The organism is Bacillus sp. FSL K6-3176, assembly GCF_038003325.1.
Taxonomy (GTDB): Bacteria; Bacillota; Bacilli; order Bacillales; family Bacillaceae; genus Bacillus; species Bacillus altitudinis.
In genome coordinates, this window is the sequence record NZ_JBBOOX010000001.1 from 837,225 (window position 1) to 855,817 (window position 18,593).

General features: G+C 42.0%; 20 protein-coding genes and 1 pseudogene. 14 read left to right on the plus strand and 7 right to left on the minus strand.

The window, feature by feature from the left end; all coding sequences use genetic code 11:
- Positions 1-2 precede the first annotated feature (2 nt).
- The 3 genes from MHB38_RS04195 to MHB38_RS04205 all read right to left on the minus strand — a co-directional run bounded on the left by MHB38_RS04195 (position 3) and on the right by MHB38_RS04205 (position 1,915).
- A complete protein-coding gene (locus tag MHB38_RS04195) occupies positions 3-425 on the minus strand; it encodes a regulatory YrvL family protein (protein WP_202734626.1) in 423 nt (140 codons plus the stop codon).
- A 67-nt stretch (positions 426-492) separates the two neighbouring features.
- Positions 493-1,656, minus strand: a complete 1,164-nt coding sequence (locus MHB38_RS04200; RefSeq protein ID WP_035391265.1) for an oxalate decarboxylase family bicupin — start codon at positions 1,654-1,656, stop codon at positions 493-495.
- 94 nt (positions 1,657-1,750) lie between these two features.
- Positions 1,751-1,915: a YvrJ family protein gene (locus MHB38_RS04205; protein ID WP_073204399.1), complete on the minus strand. Its 165-nt coding sequence runs from the start codon at positions 1,913-1,915 to the stop codon at positions 1,751-1,753.
- 166 nt (positions 1,916-2,081) lie between these two features.
- On the opposite strand from MHB38_RS04205, the gene MHB38_RS04210 reads away from it, so the two are divergent.
- Both MHB38_RS04210 and rsoA read left to right on the plus strand, forming a co-directional pair.
- A complete protein-coding gene (locus MHB38_RS04210; protein ID WP_057078299.1) occupies positions 2,082-2,684 on the plus strand; it encodes a sigma-70 family RNA polymerase sigma factor in 603 nt (200 codons plus the stop codon).
- Positions 2,632-2,853, plus strand: a complete 222-nt coding sequence (rsoA, locus tag MHB38_RS04215; RefSeq protein ID WP_202734625.1) for a sigma-O factor regulator RsoA — start codon at positions 2,632-2,634, stop codon at positions 2,851-2,853. The genes MHB38_RS04210 and rsoA overlap by 53 nt, the downstream gene beginning before the upstream one ends.
- Before the next feature lie 27 nt (positions 2,854-2,880).
- Here the strand turns inward: rsoA and MHB38_RS04220 are convergent, their stop codons facing one another.
- On the minus strand, positions 2,881-3,861 hold the full coding sequence (locus MHB38_RS04220; protein ID WP_008341965.1) for a metal-dependent hydrolase: 981 nt from the start codon (positions 3,859-3,861) through the stop codon (positions 2,881-2,883).
- Positions 3,862-4,052: 191 nt separating this feature from the next.
- On the opposite strand from MHB38_RS04220, the gene mutY reads away from it, so the two are divergent.
- The gene (mutY, locus tag MHB38_RS04225) at positions 4,053-5,153 is read left to right on the plus strand and encodes an A/G-specific adenine glycosylase (RefSeq protein WP_202734624.1); all 1,101 of its coding nucleotides are present in this window, start codon (positions 4,053-4,055) and stop codon (positions 5,151-5,153) included.
- Here mutY and MHB38_RS04230 read toward each other — a convergent pair.
- Complete coding sequence (locus MHB38_RS04230; RefSeq protein ID WP_008341962.1) at positions 5,140-5,364, minus strand: hypothetical protein; 225 nt, start codon at positions 5,362-5,364, stop codon at positions 5,140-5,142. The two genes, mutY and MHB38_RS04230, sit on opposite strands and share 14 nt — an antisense overlap.
- An 81-nt stretch (positions 5,365-5,445) precedes the next feature.
- On the opposite strand from MHB38_RS04230, the gene fabL reads away from it, so the two are divergent.
- From fabL to MHB38_RS04280, 10 genes and pseudogenes are all read left to right on the plus strand, one after another.
- On the plus strand, positions 5,446-6,198 hold the full coding sequence (gene fabL, locus MHB38_RS04235; protein ID WP_007496726.1) for an enoyl-[acyl-carrier-protein] reductase FabL: 753 nt from the start codon (positions 5,446-5,448) through the stop codon (positions 6,196-6,198).
- 75 nt (positions 6,199-6,273) lie between these two features.
- Positions 6,274-6,423: pseudogene (locus MHB38_RS04240) on the plus strand (gamma-type small acid-soluble spore protein); the annotation flags it as partial.
- A gap of 174 nt (positions 6,424-6,597) precedes the next feature.
- Complete coding sequence (locus tag MHB38_RS04245; protein ID WP_039167929.1) at positions 6,598-6,858, plus strand: YgaB family protein; 261 nt, start codon at positions 6,598-6,600, stop codon at positions 6,856-6,858.
- A gap of 147 nt (positions 6,859-7,005) precedes the next feature.
- The gene (ntdP, locus tag MHB38_RS04250) at positions 7,006-7,536 is read left to right on the plus strand and encodes a nucleoside tri-diphosphate phosphatase (RefSeq protein WP_008341956.1); all 531 of its coding nucleotides are present in this window, start codon (positions 7,006-7,008) and stop codon (positions 7,534-7,536) included.
- A 95-nt stretch (positions 7,537-7,631) separates the two neighbouring features.
- The gene (locus MHB38_RS04255; RefSeq protein WP_008341950.1) at positions 7,632-9,374 is read left to right on the plus strand and encodes an ABC transporter ATP-binding protein; all 1,743 of its coding nucleotides are present in this window, start codon (positions 7,632-7,634) and stop codon (positions 9,372-9,374) included.
- Positions 9,375-9,486: 112 nt separating this feature from the next.
- Positions 9,487-10,509 (plus strand): ABC transporter ATP-binding protein, encoded by a 1,023-nt coding sequence (locus tag MHB38_RS04260; protein WP_060832194.1) that lies wholly within the window; start codon positions 9,487-9,489, stop codon positions 10,507-10,509.
- The gene (locus MHB38_RS04265) at positions 10,478-11,455 is read left to right on the plus strand and encodes an ABC transporter ATP-binding protein (protein WP_202734623.1); all 978 of its coding nucleotides are present in this window, start codon (positions 10,478-10,480) and stop codon (positions 11,453-11,455) included. The genes MHB38_RS04260 and MHB38_RS04265 overlap by 32 nt, the downstream gene beginning before the upstream one ends.
- Positions 11,430-13,016 carry an ABC transporter substrate-binding protein gene (locus MHB38_RS04270; protein ID WP_202734622.1) on the plus strand — a complete coding sequence of 529 codons (1,587 nt, stop codon included), beginning with the start codon at positions 11,430-11,432 and terminating at the stop codon, positions 13,014-13,016. The genes MHB38_RS04265 and MHB38_RS04270 overlap by 26 nt, the downstream gene beginning before the upstream one ends.
- Positions 13,017-13,077: 61 nt before the next feature.
- Entirely contained in the window at positions 13,078-14,079 is a 1,002-nt protein-coding gene (locus tag MHB38_RS04275; RefSeq protein WP_146271680.1) for an ABC transporter permease, read from the plus strand.
- Positions 14,080-14,097: 18 nt separating this feature from the next.
- Positions 14,098-14,994: an ABC transporter permease gene (locus MHB38_RS04280; protein WP_007496739.1), complete on the plus strand. Its 897-nt coding sequence runs from the start codon at positions 14,098-14,100 to the stop codon at positions 14,992-14,994.
- A gap of 227 nt (positions 14,995-15,221) precedes the next feature.
- On the opposite strand, the gene MHB38_RS04285 is transcribed toward MHB38_RS04280, so the two are convergent.
- Both MHB38_RS04285 and MHB38_RS04290 read right to left on the minus strand, forming a co-directional pair.
- Positions 15,222-16,295, minus strand: a complete 1,074-nt coding sequence (locus MHB38_RS04285; protein WP_025206980.1) for an FUSC family protein — start codon at positions 16,293-16,295, stop codon at positions 15,222-15,224.
- A 247-nt stretch (positions 16,296-16,542) separates the two neighbouring features.
- Positions 16,543-17,838: a glutamate-1-semialdehyde 2,1-aminomutase gene (locus MHB38_RS04290; RefSeq protein WP_212339188.1), complete on the minus strand. Its 1,296-nt coding sequence runs from the start codon at positions 17,836-17,838 to the stop codon at positions 16,543-16,545.
- A gap of 129 nt (positions 17,839-17,967) precedes the next feature.
- On the opposite strand from MHB38_RS04290, the gene bcp reads away from it, so the two are divergent.
- Entirely contained in the window at positions 17,968-18,435 is a 468-nt protein-coding gene (gene bcp, locus MHB38_RS04295) for a thioredoxin-dependent thiol peroxidase (RefSeq protein ID WP_144626208.1), read from the plus strand.
- The last annotated feature ends 158 nt before the right edge of the window (positions 18,436-18,593 follow it).

An 18,593-nucleotide genomic window follows, 5' to 3' on the forward strand; every position in this document is an offset into this window, starting at 1 on the left:
CCTCACGAAGCTTCCTTATCAAACGAAAACGTCGCATAATCAAACAAAAAATGAAATAGCCAAAGACTTAGCGCAAAGAGAATTTCTTCAGAAGTAGTCAGCAAAATGCCGTCAACCAATTCGTCTGATAAATAGACAGCACCCCAAATAAACAAAAGGTGAAATAAGACGGCATAGAAAACGATGGATCGTTTTTTGGACCGACACTTACGAACAAAACACATGAGCACGTGTTCCAGATGTTCAAAAGAGATCCCGAGTACAACGTAGATGCCCATAAACAGAAGCAACGATAAAATCGATTGATAAAAAGCACCCGTCAAATGAAAGAACAGTACACAAAACAACAAAAATATGTAACAGACAGCTGATAGCGCTATCAGACATTTCACCCCTTGCCATAAAGCGTGAACAGATTGCTGCATGGGTAAACAACACTCCTTTACATGAAGATACCTGCAAAAAGGACAGCCTTTTTGCAGGAAGGTGGAATTAATCCTCTTTTTTAGGTGCAGCAATGACAGGATGTTTTTCAGTATCAAGCAATTTCAAGAATTCTTCACCTTGATCTAAATGATCCAAAACAAGCTGTTTCGGTGTAACCGCAAGCCACTGATTGAGTGAAATGTCTGCATAATGATCGCTCTTAAAGATTTCTAAGAAATAAAGCGGTTCGTCACCTGTATTTTCTACATAATGCCCCATCGCAAATGGCACATAGCCAACGTCTCCCGCCTGATAGTTGAAGGTTCTCGCATGTCCATCAGAAGCAAATACCGTCATTCGAGCTTTTCCAGAAATGAAATATTGCCATTCATCCGTATTTGGATGCCAGTGCAGCTCACGAATGGCGCCTGGATCGACTTTCACAAGAGCGGATGCAATCGTTTTAGACGCTTTGAAATTGGTAGAGTCCGCAATCCACACTTGTCCACCGCTTGACGTAATCGGCTCTTGTTTTAACAGCTCATATTTAAAGGAATTCGGAACTTCTCCTTGCTCTGTTTGCACCTTGTCACATTCAAGGGAACCAGGAATTCCTTTTTGGAAAATATACTTTTCTTTCTCTGGCAGCTTGTTAAATTGTTCTTTTGTCATTCCAAAGTTTTGGAGAACGATTTCCTCTGGCGTATGGGCAAGCCAATCAGTCACTTGGAACGTACTATTTTCAGAGAAAGACCCATCATCAAACACAAGCAAGAATTCCGCTCCCGGTTCAAGTGCTTGGATAGAGTGCGGCAAGCCAGAAGGGAAGTACCATAAATCTCCCTCAGTCACATCTTCTGTAAAATTGCGCCCCTCTGCATCAACCGATGTAATCCGGGCTTCCCCATAAATCATGTACGCCCACTCCGCTTCCTTATGCCAGTGCAGTTCGCGAATCGCACCAGGCTTTAGCCGCATGTTCACAGAGGCAAGACTTTTAGAGATTGGCAGTTCACGCACCGTTACCTCGCGGGCATAGCCGCCTTTTTCTAAACGGTTGTGCGTATCAGAAAAAGAATATTTCATGTTGGGAACCGTTCCATGATCGGTTTCTGGAGGCGTGAGCATATCTGGGTTTTGTCTGTCTCGCTCGAGATTACGTGGAATTTTGACTGTTGCTCCTTTTTCTCCTCGAATCGGCTGCGGTACCCCATTTTGCTTTTCACTCATGATAAAATCCCCTTTCAACATCGTATTGTGTGAGGTGACAAAAGGCCTTTCATTTCGCCCTCGTTTTCATAAGGTGAAACGAATCAAGAAGATGTCAATCTGATTCATCATTTTTTTGAGCAGCGACCAATCGTTGGATGAGCTTGCTTAATTCATCAAACTTTCGTTCAAAGCGTGTCAGCAAATAAACCGTCAAAATGGCAGGGAAACCAGCCTGACCAAGCTGCTTCAACCATTCCTCCGAAAAAAAGGTCTCCATTTGTCTCACCTCCCAGCGAATGCTCGTCTTCTCTATAAGTGGTATGAAAGAAGAAATAGGAAATCAAAGGGGGAGAAAATGAACCATTAGACCCGTTTCAAAAAGTTTACTTTTTTTAACTTTTGTCCACTTAATGCAAGTAGAGAGAACAAAGGGGAGGATGCACATGGATTATCGGCTGTTATTGAAAGCAAAATGGAAGGAAATCGTTGACCACCCGCTCATTCAGCAATTTTTAAGCAATCCTAAAAACCAGCAGCTGCTCCGGCAAGTCATGGAAGAGCCAAACGAAGAAAATGCGAAAAAACTAGATTCCGAGTTCAAACAGTTTTATCAAAAAATCCGCATCATCAAGTATATTTCCACAATGATCCGCATCTTTTCAGTCGACTTTGACAAACGAGTAAAAAAGAAACAGCAGCGTTTTCCGCTCATACTTGATCATCCTGATACGCAAGAAGTGAAAGACCCTGTTCAAACCGATACGTATGAAGCCGTGCTCTTCAACCAGCAAGACTTAGGAGAGCACCTGCAAGATCAAAGATTGTACAAGGCCTACCAGCAGCTCACAGACAAACAAAAAATGGTCTTAACCCATATTTATGTTGAAGGTCAAACAATGAAAGAAATAGCCGACCGGCTAGGCGAAACGAGACAAAACATCTCAAACATCCACAAAAAAGCGCTCAACAAACTAAAAGAAGAAACAGGGGGAGATGTCCGTGCACGAAGACAAAATGACCAATGGAGAAATGGAAGAACTCATTGAAACCTTCACACCCATGATCAAAAAGAAACTACAAAACACGACATATCAAGAAAGAGAAGACCTCGAACAAGAACTTTATATCAAACTCATCGAAAAAGTAGACTGGCTGATTTACCAAGAAGGACCTGGCTTTTGGGAGTTTATTGTGGAATATATGACGAAGATGTAAGAGTTGTAAGCACAAAAAAAGACTCGCTCACACAGAGCCGAGTCTTAATTTTTTTTGCAGTTTTTCTTCACTGAAAATCCAGCCGGTATAGGAATTTTTGATTTGGTGGTCCATGTCGATATGGCAGATCGCGACAAAAGGATAGTGACCTTTGCTGCGGTAGCGCAAATCAATGAACCGGACTTCATAATGATCCTTGTATTTATCCACTTCCCACCGGTAGACAGGGGAGAAGGAGAGAAAGGCTGAAATGTTTTCATCTTGCTTAGCAATTTTCATAATTTCAGTATCAGGGACCGGCACACGGTTAAAGGTGTCTAAAATGATGATCTCACCATTCATACTGCGTCCAACATGGAAAGAGGATTTACATTTCACGGCAATGCGCCATTGTCTGAACTTCATCGTAGGCGAAATAATAATGTCTTCAATTTCATCGAATCGTGCACGCAGCTGACGTTTAATCTGAAGCTGCATGATGACCCTGACGATATAATAACAGAAAATCACGGCATACAGCGTAATAAACGTATAGCCGGGATGCCCGCCAATCGCCCAAACGACAATGGCGACAAGATGGGTAAAAAAGATAAACGGATCAAACGTGTTAATGATCCCAAGCGCTACCCATTTTTTTGAAAATGGACGAATGGCCTGCGTGCCGTAAGCATTGAAAATATCGACAAACACATGAAGCACGACGGCTAATAGTGTCCATAACCAAAGGTGAAGTAAATTTGCCCCCGGCACAAATGGGAAAATCACAGCCGGAATCAGCAATGACCAGAACAGTACAGCCGGAATGGAATGAGTAAATCCTCGGTGATTTCTTATATAAACTGCATTATTTTTTAGTTTTAGCACAGTATCAATGTCTGGTGCTTGGGAGCCGGCAATAGTCGCGATCATCACGGCATGAGCCATGTGTGGATCTGCGCTGACGGCTGGATCTAAAAGCGCAAGTCCCCCAAGAGAAATGCCCATTACTACATGAGTACCAGTGTCCAATTGATTACCTCCTAGTTGTCATGCTTAGGAACAATCATACAAAGTATACGTTTCTCATCAAGACTATGTGCAAAATCACTTTTGCTTTATCCCGATTTAATGTAACATGTTAACGTATCTACAAACAGTATACAACAAATAAGGTTCTTTTCAGAACGTTAGCTCTCGGTTCGATAAGAAGGAGTATAGAGATGAAAGACATTCAAGAAAAGCTGGACCGCAAAGATATTGCGGGTTTTCAGCATGATTTAATCGATTGGTATGAAAAAGAACAACGAAGACTTCCATGGCGTGAAAATCAAGATCCATACCGCGTCTGGGTATCAGAAGTGATGCTCCAGCAAACGAGAGTCGATACGGTCATTCCGTACTTCAATCGGTTTATGGAGCAATTCCCGACGGTGAAAGATCTCGCACTAGCTGATGAAGAAAAGGTCATGAAAGCATGGGAAGGTCTTGGCTACTACTCAAGAGTGCGTAATTTACAGGCAGCTGTGAAAGAAGTCTATGAATCCTACGAGGGCGTTGTCCCTGATACGAAAGAACAATTTTCAAAACTGAAAGGTGTAGGCCCGTATACGAGCGGCGCAGTGCTGAGTATCGCCTATAACAAGCCATACCCTGCGGTAGACGGCAACGTGATGAGGGTCATTTCCCGTATTTTGTCCATATGGGATGATATTGCAAAACCAAAAACGAGAAATATTTTCGAATTTGCGGTTGATCAGCTCATTTCCCGGGAAAAGCCGTCAGAATTCAATCAAGGGCTAATGGAGCTAGGTGCGCTTATTTGCACCCCAACCTCTCCTGCCTGTCTCATTTGTCCTGTGAACATGCATTGCTCGGCACTGGAGGAAGGCGTTCAGCATGAGCTGCCGGTGAAAAGTAAAAAGAAAAAGCCGACTGCGAAATCAATGGCAGCGGTGGTGTTATTTGATGATGCAGGCCACCTCTATATTCATAAGCGTCCAAGTACAGGTCTGCTTGCGAATTTATGGGAGTTCCCAAACATGGAAACAATGAAGGGAAGAAAAACGGAAAAAGAGCAGCTGATTGATTTCTTAAAAGAGGAAGCGGGTGTACAAGCAGAACTTGGTGATTTAGAAGGCACCATTCAACATGTATTTACCCACCTCATCTGGAATATTTCTGTTTTCTTTGGACGTGTGACCTCTGTATCTGATGACACGATGCTGAAAAAAGTCACAACAGAAGAATTTGAGGCATATGCTTTGCCAGTCTCACATCAAAAAATATGGAAGATGGCACTTGAACAGCCTAGTCATATTTAACCGTTGTACCATGGGTATAATCGGCTTCATTTCGGTGCAGACCCCCGCGGTTTTCAATTTCAGAAATGATTTCTCGATACTTAGATTGCCCTTCTTCGTTTAAATAAGGTAAAATTTGTTGGAAAGCATGATGAAAAAAAGCAAGCTCAGTATCTTTCCATTGATCCTTTGACATCATGCCAAGCTGGCTTAAATCGCGTCCGACATACATGAATGTAACCTCCTAATAGGAACTTTCCTATTAGTGTGAAGCGAATGGACGAAAACTATTCAAATCAGGAGATGAACCATAATGAACAAGCGTAAATGTGCACTAATTACAGGCAGCAGTAGAGGTGTCGGGAAAGAAGTGGCCCTTCGCCTGGCTGAAAAAGGATATGACATTGTCATTAACTATGCAAGAAGCAAAAAAGCAGCACTTGAAACAGCTGAAGAAATTGAAGCGATGGGTGTTAAAACATTAGTTGTCAAAGCCAACGTTGGTCAGCCAGAGAAAATCAAAGACATGTTCCAGCAAATTGACGAAACGTTTGGCCGTTTAGACGTATTTGTGAACAATGCGGCATCTGGCGTTCAGCGTCCAATCATGGATCTTGAAGAAAATCATTGGGACTGGACCATGAATATCAATGCGAAAGCCTTGTTATTCTGCGGACAAGAAGCAGCCAAATTAATGGAGAAAAACGGCGGCGGACATATCGTCAGCATTAGCTCACTAGGCTCTATCCGCTACCTTGAAAACTACACGGTGGTCGGTGTATCTAAAGCAGCACTAGAAGCGTTGACACGCTACTTATCCGTTGAGCTGTCACAAAAAAATATCGTCGTAAATGCCGTATCAGGCGGCGCCATCGATACAGATGCACTCAAGCACTTCCCAAATCGTGAAGAGCTATTAGAAGATGCTAAGAAAAATACACCAGCAGGCCGTATGGTGGAAATTAAAGACATGGTCGACAGTGTAGAATTCCTTGTATCAGGCAAAGCAGATATGATTAGAGGACAGACGATTATCGTCGATGGCGGACGTTCTTTGCTTGTTTAAAAAAATCATGAATAAGATGTACACCTTCTGCACAAATTAATGTGCGTGGAGGTGATAATGATGGATAAACAACAAAACAAAACAAACGCACAACAAGTGAAAAAACAAAACCAAGCTGCTGCACAAGGCGGTCAATATGGCACTGAATTTGCTAGCGAGACTGACGCACAGCACGTAAAAAAATACAACCAAAAAGCTGAGCAAAACAAACAACAAAACAGCTAATCACTGAAACAAAGGGAAGCACTTCATCTACGAATGAAGTGCTTTTCTTTTTGCCTCTCCCCACCATCCGACAAAACCTGTAAAACCTCTACATAAACAGTCAAAGGACTTCTTCCTTCTTTCAAGAAATGGTATAGATACAAAAAGTCGATACGAATGAAAGGGAGGAGTTAGATGTCTGATTTCGACCAGCTAGTCAAAGAACAAATGCAGCTTATGGATCAGCTGCTCGATGTACAAGGAGAACTCGATCTGTACTTAGAGACAGAAAAACGATTGCTGCAAGGTGAAAAAAAGGAAGAGCGGCATAAGCTTCATGATCAAATCAAACAGAAACGAGAGGAACTGCAAAAAGTCCAGACACTATTTACAAAACAGACTGAACAAGTCATCAATTCGTATAAACAAATGGAGAAGAGCTCAACCGTGATGTAAAAGAGTGTGCCGTTCAATTGGGTTGAATGGCTTTTTCATTTCATTTTTTAATGATGTAACGGTATAATATAATAGAGACATGTTTAGTTGGGAAATTAGGTCTTTGGACTGTTAGGTTTGTTTGTTATAGAAAGTAGGGGAGAAAATATGGGCTATCCCAAGGAAGGAGAAACCATCCAAATTCAAAGCTATAAACATAATGGCTTGATCCACAGGATTTGGAATGAAACCACCATTCTGAAAGCAACGGAATTGTGTATCATTGGTGCAAACGATCGAACAATGGTGACTGAATCCGATGGCCGAACATGGATGACAAGAGAACCGGCTATTTGCTATTTTCATGCAAAACAATGGTTTAATGTCATTGGGATGCTTCGAGATGATGGGGTGTATTATTACTGCAACATCAGCTCTCCTTTTGCGACAGATGAAGAGGCGATTAAGTATATTGATTACGACTTAGATGTCAAAGTCTTTCCGGACATGACGTATAATATTTTGGATGAGGATGAATATGCAGATCATAAGAGGCAGATGAATTATCCAAAAGAAATCGATAGTATCTTACGAGAGCATCTAAATACATTACTGCATTGGATTCACCAGCGGAAGGGACCGTTTGCTCCAGAATTTGTGGATATGTGGTATGAACGTTTTTTGCGTTATACAAAATAAGTAACAGCAGCTAAAACCTGTTTGGCTTTTCAAAGCCAACAGGTTTTTGACTGCGTACGGATAAGAGGCACTGATAGATTGGGAAGGAGATTTACATGGGGGTCATAAAACGTTACATGGCTTTTGTAACACCGTATAAAAAACAGATTGCATTGACAATGGTGATCGGAATGATTAAGTTCTCGATCCCCTTAACATTGCCTCTGCTTTTAAAGTATGTCATTGATGATGTCATTCAAGGCTCTGGATCGGCTGAAGAAAAAACATCCACTCTCTTTATTATTATGGGAATCATGCTTGTATTATTTTTAGTGATGAGACCGCCTGTTGAGTATTACAGACAATATTATGCGCAGTGGACAGGCAGTAAAGTATTATTTGATATTCGAGAAAAGCTTTTCTCGCACATTCAAAAGCTAAGCCTTCGTTATTACGCCAACACGAGAACAGGGGAAATTATTTCAAGGGTCATCAACGATGTGGAGCAAACAAAGGAATTTGTCATCACAGGGCTTATGAACATTTGGCTTGATTTGATGACCGTCCTGATTGTGATAGCCATTATGTGTACACTGGATCTTAAACTCACCATTGTGTCTGTCATTATTTTTCCGCTGTATGCGTTAGCAGTGAAGTATTTTTACGGACGGCTACGCAAGCTGACAAAAGAGCGGTCGCAGGCACTCGCTGAGGTGCAAGGGCACCTGCATGAGCGAGTACAAGGAATGCCTGTCATTCGCAGCTTTGCGATTGAAGAATACGAACAAGAGAATTTTCACGATGAAAATAAAAATTTCTTAAACAAAGCGATCAATCATACGAATTGGAATGCCAAAACATTCGCCGTCGTCAATACGATCACAGACATTGCGCCGCTGCTCATTATTGCTTTTGCTGGCTATACCGTCATTAACGGGTCGCTTTCAATTGGGACAATGATTGCCTTTGTCGGCTACATTGACCGGATGTACAACCCGATTCGTCGTCTCATTAACTCATCGACGACTTTAACTCAGTCAGTAGCCTCAATGGATCGTATTTTTGAGTTTATTGATGAACCGTATGAAGTAACAGACAAGCCGAATGCAAAAGAAGCCAATCACTTAAAAGGAGAGGTAGAATTTAAAGATGTGTCGTTCCGTTACGAACATACACAGGAAGAGATTCTACACAATATCTCCTTGAAAGTAGAAAAAGGTCAAACTGTTGCGCTTGTAGGAATGAGCGGCGGAGGGAAGTCGACACTCGTCAGCCTAATTCCAAGATTTTATGATGTCACAAGCGGATCACTCGAAATTGACGGCATTGATATTAAAGAGTACAAGGCAAGAAGCCTGCGTAATCAAGTCGGGATGGTCCTCCAAGATACATTCTTATTCAGTGACACCATTAAAGAAAATATCGCTGTGGGAGACCCGGAAGCATCCTTTGAGAAAATTGTGTCGGCTGCCAAAGCGGCTAATGCCCATGAGTTCATCATGTCTCTTCCTGAAGGATATGACACGAAAGTAGGAGAACGTGGCGTAAAGCTATCAGGCGGTCAAAAACAACGAATTTCAATTGCGAGGGTATTTCTTAAAAATCCACCGCTGCTTATTTTAGACGAAGCGACGTCTGCACTTGATTTAGAAAGTGAACATTACATTCAAGAAGCGATGCAGAAGCTGGCAAAAGATCGCACAACTTTTATTGTTGCGCACCGTTTATCAACGATTACACATGCGGACCTCATTGTGGTCATGGAACAAGGTGAGATTGTGGAAAAAGGAACACATGAGGAATTAATGAACCGAGACAGCCACTATCGCCATCTATTTACCATTCAAACATTAAATTAGTAGAAGCCTATCCGATTCTAGCGGATAGGCTTTTTTATGCTTGTCAAAAACATGACATATTTCCCAGCTTGTCTCAATACAATTTTAAAAAGTATGACGGGGTGGTGAAGATGTGAAAGAACAAGAAGTATTGCTAGATGTCAAACAGCTGTCCATTGCTTTTCAGCAAAAAAAGCAGAGAGTCCCGATCGTCCATGACATCTCATTCTCTATTCAAAAAGGAGAAACCTTAGGTATTGTGGGCGAATCTGGCTGCGGGAAAAGCATCACATCGATGTCTTTAATGGGGCTGAATCACCAAACAGAAACAACAGGTCACATACAATTTGAAGGTCAAAACCTTCTGTCACTTTCGGAGAAACAATGGCGAGAGGTCAGAGGGAATGACATCTCAATGATTTTCCAGGAACCCATGACTTCTCTCAATCCACTCATGACCATCGGCAAGCAAATGACAGAAGCCCTTTTCACACATCAGACTATCAGCCAAAAAGAAGCAAAAGTGAAGGCTGTAGATTTGCTTCAAACGGTAGGCCTGAAACAAGCAGCGTCATTACTCAAAAAATATCCACATGAACTATCGGGTGGCATGCGTCAGCGTGTGATGATTGCGATGGCGATGCTGTGTCACCCAAAGCTCATGATTGCAGATGAACCAACGACTGCACTTGATGTCACCATCCAAGCACAAATTCTTCGTTTGCTCAAAAAGTTAAATGAAGAGATGGACACCGCTATTTTATTTATTACTCATGATTTAGGCGTCGTGCGGCAAATATGCCAGCGTGTCATGATTATGTATGCCGGTCGAATCGTAGAAGAAGGAACCGTTGACCGTATTTTCCAAAAACCTCTCCATCCCTACACGAAAGGTCTTTTCGCCTCTGTTCCATCATTTAAAGAGAAAAAAGAAAAACTCATGTCTATTGCGGGTCATGTACCTAAGCCAGGAGCTATTCGGTCCGGCTGTCAATTTGCACCACGCTGTCCATATCAAATGACGCAATGTCTTGAAAAAGACCCATCTTTACAATCCATTTCACACAATCACCGCGTCGCATGTTTTCTAATGGAAGGAGGAGAAGACACTGAATCACCCACTATTGCAAGTGAATCAACTGACGAAGCGTTATGACACATCGGCATTTTTTTCTAAACACAAACAGACGACTTTGGCTTTAAATCAAGTGTCCTTTCACGTGAAAGAAGGAGAGACGCTCGGCATTGTGGGCGAATCTGGCTGCGGGAAATCAACCCTTGGCAAAAGCTTAATGAGATTAATCGAACCGACTTCTGGCTCAATCCAAATGAAAGGAAAAGAAGTGACGCTTCTGAAAGAACGAGACATGCGTTCCTTCAGAAAAGACATTCAAATGATTTTCCAAGATCCATACGCTTCCTTAAATCCACGAATGAAAATCAAAGACATTTTAGAAGAACCGCTCATTGTTCATAAACATGGAACTAAAGCAGAAAGACAAAAGCGGGTAAAAGAGATGCTGCACATTGTTGGGTTTGACCCATCCTATGGAGATCGTTATGCGCACCAATTCAGCGGCGGCCAGAGGCAGCGTATTGGAATTGCTAGGGCACTGATTACTCATCCAAGTCTTGTGATTGCCGATGAGCCAGTTTCCGCTTTAGATGTATCGGTTCAAGCGCAAATATTGAATTTAATGCTCGAATTGCAAAAGACGCTTTCTCTGACGTATCTGTTTATTTCTCACGATCTAGGCGTTGTCAAGTATATGAGCGACCGAATTGCAGTGATGTACGCTGGCCGTATTGTAGAAATGGGTCCTGCGGAGGACGTATTTCACAAGCCCCTTCATCCTTATACATCGCTTCTTCTGACATCCATTCCACATATGGATCACGTGCTGGAAACGCAGGATGTGTCAGCGGAAGAATCCACCCTGGTGTCAGAAGATGGCTGTCCTTTCTATAAAAGATGTCCAAAAAGGTGGGCGCAATGCTTGCAAGCTGTTCCGCCTTTGTATGAGGAGGAAACAGGCCATGCAGCTGCGTGCTATTTATATCAAAAGGAGGAACACAATGAAGAAGACATGGTTATTCAGTAGTTTCATTTTTGTGCTGGCACTTGCGTTATTTTTAGGGGGCTGTTCATCTTCATCAACATCAGAAGAAAAAGCCACAAAAGACACTCTCGTATTCGGCAGAGGAGGGGACTCTACGTCACTTGATCCGATTACAACAACAGAAGGCGAAACCTTTAAGGTCACAGAGAATATGTTTGAAAAACTTTTGAATTACGGTGAAAAAGACACGACCATCCATCCGGGCCTCGCAACAGAATGGGATGTTGCGAAGGACGGAAAAGCATACACATTCTACTTAAGAGAAGGTGTGAAATTTCACGATGGCACAGACTTTAATGCAGAAGCAGTAAAATTCAACTTTGACCGCTGGATGAATGGAGATGCCGAAAAATTTCCTTACTACGGCATGTTTGGCGGCTATAAAAAAGATAAAGGGCATGTCATTAAAGACATCATCGTCAAAGGAGAGCATGAAATTGAATTTCAACTCAAACGCCCGCAAGCAACATTTCTGAAAAACATCGCCATGTCACCATTTGGTATCGCTAGTCCTGCAGCAGTTGAAAAAAGCGGTGATTCATTTAGAGAAAACCCAGTGGGCACAGGACCATTTAAGTTTAAAGAATGGAAGCAGAACGACCGTATTGTCTTAGAAAAGAACGAAGATTACTGGCAAAAAGATAAACCAAAACTGAAACAAATCATCTTCCGCTCTATTCCTGAAAACTCTGCTCGTTTAAATGCGCTTAAAACAGGCGAAATCGACTTAATGGATGGCGTCAATCCGTCCGATTTAGATGGCATTAAAACAGACAAAGCGCTCCAGTTGATTGAAAGACCATCCATGAACGTAGGTTATATCGGGCTGACAGTGACTAGAAAGCCGCTTGATAACAAGTTGGTTCGTCAGGCACTCAATTATGCAGTTGATAAAGAATCAATCATCGAGTCGTTTTATGGAGGGCTTGCTGAACCAGCAAAAAATCCACTTCCTCCGTCATTAGAAGGCTACAATGACGAGATTGAGCCATATCCATATGATCCGGAAAAAGCAAAAGAACTATTGAAAGAGGCAGGCTTCCCTGACGGTTTTCGCATCAAGCTTTGGGCAATGCCTGTGCCGCGTCCATATATGCCAGACGGGATGAAGGTAGCTGAAGTCATTCAGTCAAACTTTGAAAAAGTTGGTGTCAAAGCCGAAATCGTCACATATGATTGGGCGACTTATTTAGATAAAGCAAGTAAAGGCGAAGCAGATGTGTTCTTATTAGGATGGACAGGGGACAATGGCGATCCTGATAATTTCATCTATACATTATTAGATAAAGACAGTATTGGCGGTAACAACTATACATTCTTCCAAAACGATAAAATGCATGACATCCTCATTGAAGCGCAGACCGATACGGATCAAAAGAAGCGAAATGAATTATATCAAGAAGCTCAAGAAATCATTCATGATGAAGCGCCTTGGATTCCATTAGTCCATTCAATTCCAATGCTTGCCGCATCTAAAGATTTAAAAGGCTACCAGCCGCATCCGACTGGTTCCGAAGCATTGACTGACGTATATTTCGAATAAGCAAATAAGGGAGATCATTCGATCTCCCTTATCCAAACAATGAAAAGGCGGTGAAAGCTGTTTGTTTGCTTATTGTATGAAGCGAGCAGGAATGCTCATTCCAGTACTGATCGGAATGACCTTAGTTGTATTTTCTATTATTCGGTTTATCCCTGGAAATCCGGCGCAGGTCATCTTAGGACAGCGGGCAACGAAAGAAGCAGTAAAGCAATTGACGATTCAGCTTGGTTTAGACCAGCCGTGGTACGTACAATATGGTCACTACATGCTGGGGCTTTTAAAAGGTGATCTAGGGACTTCCATACGAACAGGAGCGGCTATTGCCCAGGAAATGAAGCCTTACTTATTCGCTACATTAGAATTGACTTTCTTCGCTATGTTGCTGGCGATTATTGTCGGTGTGAATGCCGGAATCATTAGTGCGTGGTTTAAACATTCTTTCTTTGATTATGTGGCCATGTTTATTGCTCTCATTGGGGTGTCCATGCCGATTTTCTGGTTAGGCTTAATGGGACAGTGGCTATTCTCGATTGAATTAGGTATTTTGCCGACTACAGGACGAGAAAACGTAAGAAATCCGGTAGAGTCGATCACCTATATTCATACGCTGGACACGCTTTTGCAAGGACGATTTGATCAATTCTTTGACAGCATCAAGCATTTAATTTTACCAAGTACCGCTCTCGCAACGATTCCTGCTGCGATTATTGCAAGGATTACGAGGGCAAGTATGCTGGAAGTTCTTCATTCAGATTTTATTCGAACAGCAAAAGCAAAAGGGGTACGTTCATTTTTCATCATTTATCAGCATGGGCTGAAAAATGCGCTCATTCCGATTTTAACGATTATTGGTCTTCAAACAGGTCTCTTGCTAGGCGGAGCCATTTTAACAGAAACGATCTTTGCTTGGCCGGGAATTGGGCGGTATATTTACGATGCAATTAGCTATCGTGATTATCCTGTCATTCAAACTGGCATTCTTGTTGTTGCGCTCATATTTGTGCTGATCAATTTCATTGTGGATATCTTGTATGCAGTCATTGATCCGAGGATTAAATACTAGAGAAGGGAGAGTGACGACATGGAAGCGCAAAAAGAGCTTCAAGCACCTAAACAAAAGGAAGAACGCTCTCAATCACTGATTCTTGAATCGATGAAACTGTTCTTTCAGCACAAGCTGGCGGTCATTGGCACTGTGATTGTCTTTTTATTTCTTATCCTAGCGATCTTTGCACCGCTCATTGCTCCTTATGGAATCAACGAGCAGTCACTAGGCGAACGATTTAGTGCCCCTTCGGCTGCACATTGGTTTGGTACGGATGATTTTGGGAGAGACATATTTTCTAGAGTCGTGCATGGAGCTCGGATTTCATTATGGGTGGGTTTCTTCTCCGTTCTCGGGTCGGTTATTTTAGGGACATTGCTTGGATTGATGGCAGGTTACGGCGGTAGATTACTGGATGCTGTCATCTCAAGACTATTTGACATTTTACTCGCTTTTCCTAGCATTCTATTAGCGATTGCGATCGTTTCCATCTTAGGACCTTCCTTACAAAATGCACTTATTGCCATAGCAATTATTAATGTCCCGACATTTGGCCGGCTGGTTCGTTCAAAGGTGCTGAGCATTAAGCAAGAAGAATATGTTTTAGCAGCAAAGGCAGTTGGGATGTCACACCGCCGCATCGTTCTTCGTCACATTCTACCAAATAGTATGGTGCCGGTGATCGTTCAAGCGACGCTTGCGATTGGTACAGCCATTATCGAAGCGGCGGCTTTAGGATTTTTAGGATTAGGTGCACAAGCGCCAAGTCCAGAGTGGGGGAAAATGCTTGCAGATGCGAGACCTTATCTCGTACAAGCGCCATGGACTTTATTTTTCCCGGGGATTGCGATCATGCTGACGGTTCTTGGTTTTAACTTGATGGGAGATGGATTAAGGGACACCCTTGATCCTAAAATGAAGAAAATAAAATAAGACCGATTCTAAGAATCGGTCTCAGCGTGTAGGCAAACCCTCGCATTCGTTGTTAGTCCTGCGTGCCGGTGCTCACGAATGTCAGATTCGCTCCGCTCCGGTACTCGTCCTTCCTAGACTGCAAGAGTTTTCAACTACGCTGAAATGAAGACAAATGTCTAAAATAAAGATCATTTTAGACATTTGTTAAATCGAAAAGCCCGATTCTAAGAATCGGGCTTTTCGATTTAAGCTTCTTTTTCTTCTGTCTCAATCTCACTATCTTTTGGGTGATACGTTTGGAAGCTTGTAATCAAAGTATCTAGATGCTCCAATTCATCACGGTATTCAATAATACTCGACATCACATTCAGCATATTGTAATCGAGTAAGTCGTTTTCTTGATTTTGCTGGTGCTGAATAAATGATTTCGTTAATGCTTCAAGACGAAGAGAGCATTCATTCTGAAAATCATCGTCCTGCGGTTTCATTTTTCCAACAAACTTCATCAAGGTACGTTCATGCCAATAAAGTAAATAATCAATCTCATCTGTTAAGCTCTCTCTGAAATGCTCTGGCATCAAATGAATTTCATTTTCTAACTTATGAAGCTTTTTCAGCAAGTACAGCGCTCGATTAGACGTCATGATTGCCTGTCTGAATAAAACAAGTTTTCTAGATTTGACATAAGTTGTTTTCTTTAAATAGCTTCGTTCTTCTTTGTATAACAAGTAAATGTGATCTAATTTGATCATGCGTTCTTTTATTTGATCGATGTCATCCTTTAAAGTGGAATGATCAGTAGACTGTCTGGAGCTCAGACGGATCCATTTTAAAATCTCCTCCGTATTTTCCATAATGTGATGAACAAGCTTTGTTTCATACTTTGGCGGCAGGAAAATCAAATTCACTAAAAATGAAGAAAGTACGCCTAACACCACAGTTGCTGTTCGAATTAAGGCAAAGGAAAGGAAATGATCCCCTGCACTTTCTAAAATCGCAATGACGGTTACGAGTGCAATCGGAATCGTGTGTTCAATCTTCAGCTTTAAATTAATCGCAATGACCATGACGGCAGTTAAGCCGATGATGACTGGTCCTGTGCCAAAAAGCAGACCGAACGTAATGGCAAGTGCTGCTCCAATAATATTGGCTTGCACTTGATCAACAATCGTTAAAAATGATCGATAAATAGATGGCTGGATAGCAAATACAGCTGCAATTCCCGCGAAGACGGGTGTCGGCAACCCAAGCCATGTTGCCAGGTAAAGCGCGAGTACAATGGCAATACCAGTTTTTAAAATACGGGCTCCAAGTTTCATTGGTTTTGTCCCTGCATTCCTTTCTTTTCGATAATAGATGACCACTTGTCATATATCATAAATATTTTGATGAAACAACTAAGTAATATACAGCGGTCTTCCGAAATATTCAAGTGATTTTTGAAAGTTCATGAAAACATCAAAAGAAGGTATTGAGAAAAAATGTAACAGATTCACTCGCTTTTGACAATCAAGAGCTGGTAAATAAAAAAACAGACGCATGAATTTACGTCTGTTTTTCTCTTCATTATGATTGTTTCAGCTGTTCAAACGCTTGATCTACTGCTTTGAGCGTTTCAGAAATATCATTTTCAGTATGTGCAATGGTTAAGAACCAAGCTTCATATTTAGAAGGAGCGAGGTTAATACCTTGTGCGAGCATGAATTTAAAGAAACGGGCGAACATTTCACCATCCGTATTTTCAGCCTGCTCGTAGTTCACAATCGTTTCCTTTGTAAAATAAATGGTGAGAGCACCTTTTAAGCGATTCACTGTAATATCTACTTGATGTTTTTTTGCGTGGGCTAAAATTCCCTCTTCTAACATGGCCCCGAGCTGATCCAGACGTTCGTAGACTCCGTCTTCTTTTAACACTTCCAAACATGCAATACCAGAAAGGATGGAGGCGGGATTTCCTGCCATCGTACCAGCTTGGTAGGCTGGTCCAAGCGGGGCGACTTGCTCCATAATTTCTTTTTTGCCGCCGTAAGCGCCGATTGGAAGACCGCCGCCGATAATTTTACCTAATGCAGTGAGGTCAGGTTTTACTTGAAGCAAGTCCTGTGCACCACCATACATAAAGCGGAAAGCTGTAATGACTTCATCATAAATGACTAGAGCCCCTTTTTCATGAGTCAGGTCATTAACCTGCTGCAGGAAACCGTCTTTAGGCTCTACGATGCCAAAGTTTCCGACAATGGGCTCAACAAGAACAGCTGCTACTTCATCACCCCAGCGGTCTAATGCTTCTTTGTAGTTGTCTATATCGTTGAATGGAACGGTAATGACTTCATTTGCAATACTTTTAGGCACGCCCGCTGAATCTGGTGTTCCTAAAGTGGAAGGTCCAGAGCCAGCCGCAACTAGCACAAGATCAGAATGACCGTGGTAACATCCGGCAAACTTAATGATCTTTGTTCTACCTGTATAAGCGCGAGCGACACGGATTGTCGTCATCACAGCTTCTGTACCTGAATTGACAAAACGAACTTTATCCAAAGCAGGCATCGCTTCCTTCAGCATCTTAGCAAAAGTGACTTCATGCTTCGTTGGTGTTCCGTAAAGGACACCCGTCTCGGCTGCTTTCGTGATGGCTTTTGTAATATGAGGATGAGCATGTCCCGTAATAATTGGACCATATGCTGCCAAATAGTCGATATAACGGTTTCCGTCAACATCCCAAAAATAAGCGCCTTCGCCTTTTTCCATTGCAACAGGTGACCCGCCGCCCACTGCTTTATATGAACGAGATGGGCTGTTAACCCCTCCAACAATATGCTCCAGCGCCTCTTGATGTAATTTTTCTGATTCGGTGAATTTCATAAATAGCCTCCTATCTCAACGTATCACGTCGTCTATCATTATTTTAACATGCCGATGCAAGCGTCCTTAGTTGAATATCTTCTCGAAATTGGATAGGCTAATGAAAAAATAGGTTGGAGGGATTGTATCATGACAATCGAAGTGGGGCAGCAAGTACCTGATATTGAATTACTTGGTGATAATGGAGAGAAAGTAAAGCTCTCTGATTTTAAAGGGAAACACATTGTCCTTTATTTTTATCCAAAAGATATGACGCCGGGGTGCACAACGGAAGCCTGTGATTTCCGTGACCGCCATCAAAGCTTTGCGGAATTAGATGCTGTCATCATCGGCGTAAGCACAGACGGTCAAGACAAGCACCAAAAGTTTAAAGAAAAACATGACTTACCTTTCCTGCTTCTTGTAGATGACGAACAAAAATTGTCTGAAGCTTTCGGTGTATGGAAGCTGAAAAAGAACTTTGGTAAGGAATACATGGGAATTGAACGCTCAACGTTTCTTATTAATAAAGAAGGAAAGCTTGTGAAAGAGTGGCGTAAAGTAAAGGTGAAAGATCATGTGGAAGAAGCGCTTGAGGAACTGAAAGCTCACGCTTAATATGTTGACGAGATGAGATCGGCAGTCGTGCCGGTCTTTTTTGTATAGAAGAATAGGTAAAAAAGAGGATTGTAATTGACAAAGTTTCGGCTCTGGGGGTACACTATTTATAAAGATTATAATATAAGAATATTTTTGAAAAGAGAGGTGCATGATGA

Bases quoted from the DNA above. Each gene is read 5' to 3' on its own strand.
- MHB38_RS04200 (WP_035391265.1), bottom strand. From the start codon at position 1,656: ATGAGTGAAAAGCAAAATGGGGTACCGCAGCCGATTCGAGGAGAAAAA.
- MHB38_RS04205 (WP_073204399.1), bottom strand. From the start codon at position 1,915: ATGGAGACCTTTTTTTCGGAGGAATGGTTGAAGCAGCTTGGTCAGGCT.
- rsoA (WP_202734625.1), top strand. From the start codon at position 2,632: ATGTCCGTGCACGAAGACAAAATGACCAATGGAGAAATGGAAGAACTC.
- MHB38_RS04270 (WP_202734622.1), top strand. From the start codon at position 11,430: ATGAAGAAGACATGGTTATTCAGTAGTTTCATTTTTGTGCTGGCACTT.
- MHB38_RS04290 (WP_212339188.1), bottom strand. From the start codon at position 17,838: ATGAAATTCACCGAATCAGAAAAATTACATCAAGAGGCGCTGGAGCAT.
- MHB38_RS04255 (WP_008341950.1), top strand. From the start codon at position 7,632: ATGGGGGTCATAAAACGTTACATGGCTTTTGTAACACCGTATAAAAAA.
- MHB38_RS04210 (WP_057078299.1), top strand. From the start codon at position 2,082: ATGGATTATCGGCTGTTATTGAAAGCAAAATGGAAGGAAATCGTTGAC.
- bcp (WP_144626208.1), top strand. From the start codon at position 17,968: ATGACAATCGAAGTGGGGCAGCAAGTACCTGATATTGAATTACTTGGT.
- MHB38_RS04245 (WP_039167929.1), top strand. From the start codon at position 6,598: ATGTCTGATTTCGACCAGCTAGTCAAAGAACAAATGCAGCTTATGGAT.
- mutY (WP_202734624.1), top strand. From the start codon at position 4,053: ATGAAAGACATTCAAGAAAAGCTGGACCGCAAAGATATTGCGGGTTTT.
- MHB38_RS04195 (WP_202734626.1), bottom strand. From the start codon at position 425: ATGCAGCAATCTGTTCACGCTTTATGGCAAGGGGTGAAATGTCTGATA.
- ntdP (WP_008341956.1), top strand. From the start codon at position 7,006: ATGGGCTATCCCAAGGAAGGAGAAACCATCCAAATTCAAAGCTATAAA.
- fabL (WP_007496726.1), top strand. From the start codon at position 5,446: ATGAACAAGCGTAAATGTGCACTAATTACAGGCAGCAGTAGAGGTGTC.
- MHB38_RS04280 (WP_007496739.1), top strand. From the start codon at position 14,098: ATGGAAGCGCAAAAAGAGCTTCAAGCACCTAAACAAAAGGAAGAACGC.
- MHB38_RS04230 (WP_008341962.1), bottom strand. From the start codon at position 5,364: ATGTATGTCGGACGCGATTTAAGCCAGCTTGGCATGATGTCAAAGGAT.
- MHB38_RS04285 (WP_025206980.1), bottom strand. From the start codon at position 16,295: ATGAAACTTGGAGCCCGTATTTTAAAAACTGGTATTGCCATTGTACTC.